Consider the following 7762-nt stretch of genomic DNA (forward strand, 5'->3'; position numbering starts at 1 on the left):
AAATTTGATATCATTTTCTTTTCTTAAAATTCAAATACTTACAAAGTAATTTTACAACTTTTTCCAGGGGTCTAAAAAATTTTTAGACCCCTAAACCCTTAAAAAATAATAAATTTAATTTTTTTATTAAAAAATATTTTTTGTAACAATTAGCTACTTTTATATACTTTTTTCTTAAAAACTTGCAACTTTTCTTTCTTTTTTGGCAACAAAGTTAGCTCTTATTTGCTCTTTTGTTAATCAAATAAAATCTATTTTTTATCATTTTTTATCACGATAAAGTTATGTCTAAACTGTGACCCATGCCACATTTTGTGAAACCTTTTGCGGTGCTTTTTAGTTTTCTAGTATAATAAAACCTAAAATATATTTATTATGTTCAAGATTAATTATGATGAAAGAAGTTAAAATTCAAGACAAGATTATTGTTGCTAATGACAAACCTTTTGTTCTCTTTGGTGGGATTAACGTTCTCGAGGATTTAGATTTTGCTCGTAAAGCAGTAGAAACTTACTTAGAAATTACCCAAAAACTAGATATCCCTTATGTCTTTAAAGCTTCTTTTGATAAAGCTAACCGCTCTTCAATTCATTCTTATCGCGGTCCAGGCATGGAACAAGGTTTAGAGATTTTTGCCAAACTAAAAGCAGAATTTGATAATGTCGCAATTATTACTGATGTTCACACTGAAGAACAGTGCCAACCAGTAGCCCAAGTAGTTGATGTAATTCAGTTACCAGCTTTCCTAGCTCGTCAAACTGATTTAGTAGAAGCCATGGCAAAAACTGGTGCCGTAATTAATATTAAAAAACCACAATTTATTTCTCCTGCCCAAATGAAAAATATTGTGGAGAAATTTAGAGAATGCGGTAATGATCAATTAATTCTTTGTGAACGTGGTAGCTGTTTTGGTTATGACAATCTTGTAGTAGATATGCTTGGTTTTACGACCATGAAAGAAGTATCAGGCAATGCTCCGGTTATTTTTGATGTAACCCATAGCTTACAATGTCGTGATCCTATGGGAGCTGCTTCAGGTGGTCGTGGTAAACAAGCTCTAGAACTTGCACGTGCAGGAATGGCTACAGGTTTAGCAGGTCTCTTTATGGAAGCACACCCAAATCCAGCTCAAGCTAAATGTGATGGTCCTTCAGCAACTCCTTTTGCCGAATTACCTAATTTCTTAAAACAAATTAAAGAACTCGATACTTTAATTAAAAGTTTTAAATAATTTCCCTTCTCCCCTTTAACTAGACTCGAGGTTTTATTATGTTAAACGTAGTATTCTTAGATGCCTTACATTATCCACCTAACTATCAACTAAAAAAATTAAATTTCGAGCATAATTGGGTAAATTATCCTTATACTTTACCTGAAGATGTATTTGAACGTAGTAAAGATGCAGATATTATTATTTCTTCAAAAGTAGTTTTAGATCGCCCTCTGCTCGAGCGTTTAGCTGCTATAGGTAAATTAAAATTAATTCAAATTCCGGCGACAGGAACAAATAACGTTGACCTTGAAGCGGCTAAAGAGTTAGGGATTGCGGTACAAAATGTAGAAGGCTACTCTTCAAATTCGGTATCGGAACATGTAATTGGCTTTATTTTTGCTCTTTCACGTAGTTTCCATGGTTGGTCTCGTGATCAATTATCAGCACGTTGGTCAGAACAAAAATGCTTTACTTACTATGATTACCCAATCTTCGATATTGCTGGTAAAACCTTAGTAATTGTCGGTAAAGGGAATATTGGTAACCTTGTTGCGGAAAAAGCTCAGGCTTTAGGGATGAGAGTTCTCTTTGCTGAACGTCACAATGCAGATGTAGTACGTCCTGGCTATACTGAATTTAAAACAGCTATTGGCCAAGCAGATTATATTACGCTGCACTGTCCATTAACCCCATCAACTGCAGAATTAGTGAATAATGATTTCTTAAATCTAATGAAAAAATCAGCATTCTTAATTAATACTGGTCGTGGGGGGCTAATTAATGAGCAAGATCTTGCTCAGGCTTTAAGAGAACGTCGTATTGGCGGGGCTGCTCTTGATGTTTTAAGTGTAGAACCACCACCTAAAGACAATCCTTTAGTACAAGCGGCTTTAGATGAGTATAATCTCTTTATTACTCCGCACAATGCTTTTGCAAGTGAACAATCTTTACGTAAACTTGCGGATCTCATGATTGATCATATCAATACTTTTGTTGCCAACAACTGTTAAAACTTACGCAACTTTAGTTTGAGGCAAAATTTAGCTTTACAAAAAGGGAGGATCTATTCCTCCCTTTAACTTTTGATATTTTTTATCAACCCCCTAAGCCTTAAACTGAGCTAAATTAATCTGTTGCTCACATAAATTTGCGATCTCAGGTTGATGAGTGGTAAGAAGAACTAAACTCTGCGATAAACTCTGTTTTAATTCTTGCATTAATGCCAAGGCACTACTGCCATCTAACTGATTAGTCGCCTCATCTAAAATTAAAACTTGCGGTTGTAAATGTAACACTCGAGCTAGGCTTAACCTTTGTTGTTCTCCTCCTGATAGTACTTGTTGCCAAGCTTTTACCTGCTCTAACTGAGGGATTAATGAAGCTAGTCCTACTCGTTGTAACAATTGCTTACAAGTCTCTTTGCTTATAAGTTCCACTTGCGGATAAGAAAGTACTTCTTGTAAACTAGCTTGAAATAAGTAAGGTTTTTGAGGGATAAAAAGAACACTTGTCGCTTGAACTTGAATTTCCCCCTGACTTGCAGGTTTAATCCCTGCTAAACATCTTAATAAGCTCGTTTTCCCTAGACCACTATTACCTTGTAGTTGATACCAACCTAGTTGCGATAATGTAAAAGATACTCCTTTAAGTAAAGAGGTCTGCTCTTTGCGGATTTCTACTTGCTTCACTTCTATTCGAGGTAAACTTGAAGTCGCAATATTGGCAGCAACAAACTTAAATTGTTGTTTCTTCTCTTGTTCCTCTTGCGTTCTCCTTTGTAATCCTTTCTTTTCTTGTTCACTTGCGGATAAAACTAATAGACGTTGGTGAAAAGTCCCTAAACGTTGTACTACCGCTGCCCATTTAATAATCGTTTTATAACTATCAACAAACCAGTTAAAGCCATCTTGAACATTAGCAAAAGCACTACGAGCTTGCATCATCGCCCCAAAAGTCATCTGTCCACTTAAATACATAGGTAAAGTAGCCAAGAGAGGAATAAACAAGGTAATTCTTAAACTCGTCGCAGAAAAGGTCTCTACTTTTACTTCTCGCCAAATTAAACTTGCCCAATTATCTTTAATTTGATTAAATTGTTGATTTAAACGTTTTAATTCGTTAGCTTCGCCTTGGTATAAAGCTATGGCTTCGCTCGACTCTTGTAATCTTACTAATTGTCCACGATAATTAGCTTCTAAATGTTGCTGTTGAACATTGAGCCCTTGGAGTTTATAACCTACGGCATGCATAATCAATGAACATAAACTAGCATAAAGTAAAGCTACCCATACTAAATATCCCGTGATTTGCCAGTCAATTCCAGCAATAGTAAAGGTTACAACACTAGACATAAGCCACAGAATACTTACAAAGCTTACCAAACGAAAAATATTCATAAATAAGCCACGAACTAAGTCTATAGTATAGCTACATAAAAGCATTACATCTTCAGCAATCCTTTGATCAGGATTATCAATAAACTGTTGCTCTTGTGGTAGATCCTGTTGTAATCTATAGTGATTATGATTTGCTAACCACAGATTTTCTAATTTATGAGTTAACTCTTCACGCCACCAAAACATGAGTTTTTTACGTAAAAAACTCCCTAATACCACACAACCTATGATAATACTCATGTAGATAAAATATTGTCCCACTAGTTGCCAAATTAAATCCTTTTCTAGATTTGCTAAGGCATCGTAGAAGTCTTTATTCCATAAAGTAACATAAACTGAAACTTGGACAATAATAATACTCATAAGCAAAGTAGATGCAAAAAGCAACCATCTGCGCCAAGCTCCTTTTCCCCACCAAAAATACTTACTTAATTGGCAAAAATATTTTAATGTTTGCATAAAAATTTAATTAAAGAAGAGCCAAAGACCAAGTCTTTGACTGACTAAGTCTTTGGCTTTTGTAAGGATTAGAAAGTATAGTTTAAATTAAACTGTACATTTCTTGGTTCCCCATAGAAGTTATTTGCTCCATTAACTCTTACACGGTTATTTACCCAATATTTTTTATCTAAAATATTGTTAAAGTTCACCGATAGGGTTAAATTCTCGGTCGCTTGATAAGCTACGTCCGCATTCCATAAGGTGTAGCCACCTTGACGAATGTTTTGATACAGACTTTCGCTTGCACTTTGATAACTAAAGCCAGCACCTAAGAGCCATTTTTCGTTTACTTGATAATTTGAGTATACACGGAAAATGTGCTTCGGAGTTACTTTACTAAAGTTCATCCCTGCCGTATAGGTTGAGCTTTCGGTAAAGAGATACTTACTACGGTTGAAAGTATAACCAACAAATAAATTCCAACGTTGGGTTAAAGCTCCTGAAACCTCAAAATCTACCCCTTGGCTTCTCACTTTTCCTGCAGTAATATAGTAATAACTTCCTGCTGAGTTTTGTAAGCCAGTATACACCGCACGATTACGTTCAACCACTCTAAAGAGAGCTAGATTAACATTTAAGCCTGTCCAGTGAGATTTTAAACCAACTTCATAGTTAAAACCACGTTTTGGTACTACCGGATTATTATTAATATCTAAACCTGATTGAGGTTTAAAAATTCTCGCATAACTTGCATAAACAGTATGATGTGCATTGAGATCATAACTTAAACCAAATAATGGTGAAGTTGCATGATAACCACGAATCGTTAAAGAATCTGCATCACTATCAGCTGCTCCATTCCACCAAATGTAATCAATAAAACTACGAGTTTTATAGTAAGCATAGTTTAAACCCGCTAAAAGATGTAGATCATCCATGAGTTCAAAACGCCCACCTAGCTGTAAAGAGCTGGTTTTAAACTTATCTTCATAAGCAATGTAATCTGAAGGACTAGTCCAATCAGGTTCACTTACCATAGAACCATCGAAAGTATAAAGATTATAACTGGTAGTATCACGTACACGATAGAAATTGCTTTTTATTATTTCTTGGTTATAAACATAATTTGCAAATAATTGATGCGTACGTCCTAAGAACTCAACCTTACCACTAACTCCAGTTTTAAAGTTAATTTCACTTGCTTGGTTATCGTAACGTAATTTATTGTTTAAACTCATTAACCCCGTACTTGGTACTCCCGCATAGGTAGTCCCCGTCGCCGCTATAGCAGCTAGTTTTAAGGTACTAAGTTTACGAGTATAAGCAAGATTGGTACTATATTTCCAATCATCATTGAACCAATGTTCGTGTTCAACAAAAACTTTTACTTTACGATTTATATTACGACTCCAATCAGCTCCTAAGTAAGTGCTACGAGGAAGATTTAATTGCTCTCCAGAAGCACTAATATAAGGTAGTCCGTAAGAGTTAGGAGTACTAGTATTATTTTGTAAAATTAAGCCTGCCGTAACTGTATCTTTTTCGCTAAGTTCCCAGTTAATTACCCCGTAGAGCAGACCAAGATACCCTGCTTTAGCAGTAGTAAAATCTTTATTACGAGCTACAGTTGCAACCACACGTCCGGTTAAAGTACCATCTTCGTTTAGTTTACCTTGGGTATCCACACTTAAACGTGTTGCCCCAAAGCGATCAACACTAGCATCTATGCTAGTTTTTGCAATTGGCGATGGTTTTTTTAATACAGCATTGATTGTCCCTGAAGGTTCTGAGTTTACTTGCGTTAATCCTGTTGCTCCACGTACTACTTCAAGATGATCATAAATACTTAAATCCGTATAGCTAGTTGCACTACGGTAAGCGTTAGAAGCCGAACCAGGAACAGTAGTCGATAAACCATCTTCTTGGATTTGATCAATATAGAAACCACGTGACATAAAACGATAATTATAGGCATCTTTAATTACCGTAATCCCTGTAGTTGAACTTATAGCTTTAGTAATATCATAAATCCCACGGCGCTTATTATATTCAGTAGTGATTACCGAAATAGATTGTGGTGTTTCGTGTTGTAACAGATTTAACCCTGTAGTCGTACTAAAAGCAGAAGAAGTAAAAGAATTAGTACCTTCAGTTTTAGTCGAGCGAGATACCGCTTGTACGTTTACCGTAGTTAAATTGGTAGCCGTAGAACTGCTAGTTGTTGAACTTGAAGTGCTAGTCTCGGTAGTAGAACTATTTGTAGTATTTGCAATTGCAAAACTTGACCATAAACCTAAAACTAAAAATGTTGAGGCGAAATTAATTAATTTTGCTTTTGTGTGCATATAATTAGAGTGAAAATAAAATTGAAGACAACTTAAACTCTTGTAGTTAAATTCCTTTAAAAAAATAAAAGAATTTTCTTATTAATAACTAGTTTAAGTAACCAAAAAATCCAACATAAGTAACTCAAAGCTTAATGTTTGGTTAGGTATTCTACCATTAACTGATTTTATTCTTAAAAAAATTTCCTAAATTAATCTCCATATTTTATAAAAGAGTTATGATAAACAAGAATAAAAAATTAAACTCTTTGAGGCTATAACCCTACAGTCCATGTACCTATATTTTAGTTTTCTCCACTTTTTATTCTTGTTTTAACTATCAGTCAGTAATTTCCTACTTATTTTAACTCTCTTCACTTCTACTCTTACTTATCCTGAAATAATTCTCCTCCAACTTATCTTCTAATCTCTTTATTTCTCTCTAGATAAATAACCTAGCTTTACCAATTCCAACTTTTAGGTTTCATGCCATTTCAAATTGCAAACACAAAAAAAGAGGTCAATTTTATGACCTCAATAATCTTAATATTAGTATAAACTTTTATCTTGGCTGTGGAAGAGTTTGCTCACAATATTTACACTACTCTCTTCCGCTTGGGAACCAACTTTTTGCAGTAAAGATTTTTTTTCTTTAAATCTTAAACCTACAACTTCTTTATCAGCTAAAGCCTGTTGAATTAAATCATCGCTGGTTGCTAGTTTATCTACGAGATTTAAAGCTAAAGCTTGTTGCCCATACCAGTGTTCACCAGTCGCCACTTTTTCTAAATCCAATTGTGGACGATACTTAGAGACAAAGTTTTTAAAGAGTTCGTGAGTTTGTGCTAATTCTTCTTTGAATTTTTCTTTGCCCTCAGGAGTATTTTCTCCCAACATAGTTACAGTACGCTTATATGGACCTGCAGTATATACTTCATAATCTACTTCATGTTTTTTGAGTAAACGATTAAAGTTAGGAACATTAGCTACCACCCCAATCGAACCTACAACCGCAAAAGGTGCTGCTACAATTTCATCTGCAATAACTGCCATTAAGTAGCCTCCACTTGCAGCTACTTTATCTACAGCTACAGTTAACTTAATTCCTTTATCTTTAAGACGTACTAACTGTGAGGCTGCAAAACCATAAGCATGAACATAACCACCTGGACTTTCTAAACTAAGCAGTACTTGATCCTGTTCAGGACGAGCTACTGCTAAAATTGTGGTTATCTCTTCACGTAAAGCTTGAGCTTCTCGAGCATCAGGAGAACCTTTAAAATTTATCACATACAAACGAGGCTTAGTTTGCGGTTGCTCTCCTTGTTTTAAAGCTTGCTTTTGAGCTTTGGCTTGCTGTTTACGTTCTTGAGCTTTGGCTTTAGCTT

At 35.0% G+C, this 7762-nt stretch carries 5 protein-coding genes; 2 read left to right on the forward strand and 3 right to left on the reverse strand.

What is annotated here, in order from left to right:
• Positions 1–391 precede the first annotated feature (391 nt).
• Together kdsA and CKF59_RS05755 are read left to right on the forward strand one after the other, a co-directional pair.
• Complete coding sequence (kdsA, locus tag CKF59_RS05750; protein ID WP_119535004.1) at positions 392–1231, forward strand: 3-deoxy-8-phosphooctulonate synthase; 840 nt, start codon at positions 392–394, stop codon at positions 1229–1231.
• Positions 1232–1269: 38 nt separating this feature from the next.
• A complete protein-coding gene (locus CKF59_RS05755) occupies positions 1270–2223 on the forward strand; it encodes a D-2-hydroxyacid dehydrogenase (protein WP_119535005.1) in 954 nt (317 codons plus the stop codon).
• Positions 2224–2316: 93 nt separating this feature from the next.
• On the opposite strand, the gene CKF59_RS05760 is transcribed toward CKF59_RS05755, so the two are convergent.
• The 3 genes from CKF59_RS05760 to sohB form a co-directional block, all read right to left on the reverse strand.
• Positions 2317–4068 carry an ABC transporter ATP-binding protein/permease gene (locus CKF59_RS05760; protein ID WP_119535006.1) on the reverse strand — a complete coding sequence of 584 codons (1752 nt, stop codon included), beginning with the start codon at positions 4066–4068 and terminating at the stop codon, positions 2317–2319.
• A gap of 68 nt (positions 4069–4136) precedes the next feature.
• The gene (locus tag CKF59_RS05765; protein ID WP_119535007.1) at positions 4137–6395 is read right to left on the reverse strand and encodes a TonB-dependent siderophore receptor; all 2259 of its coding nucleotides are present in this window, start codon (positions 6393–6395) and stop codon (positions 4137–4139) included.
• Positions 6396–6923: 528 nt separating this feature from the next.
• On the reverse strand, positions 6924–7762 hold an 839-nt coding region (gene sohB / locus CKF59_RS05770), incomplete at its 5' end, for a protease SohB (RefSeq protein ID WP_119535008.1).

This window comes from Psittacicella gerlachiana (genome assembly GCF_003585965.1).
Classification (GTDB): Bacteria; Pseudomonadota; Gammaproteobacteria; order Enterobacterales; family Psittacicellaceae; genus Psittacicella; species Psittacicella gerlachiana.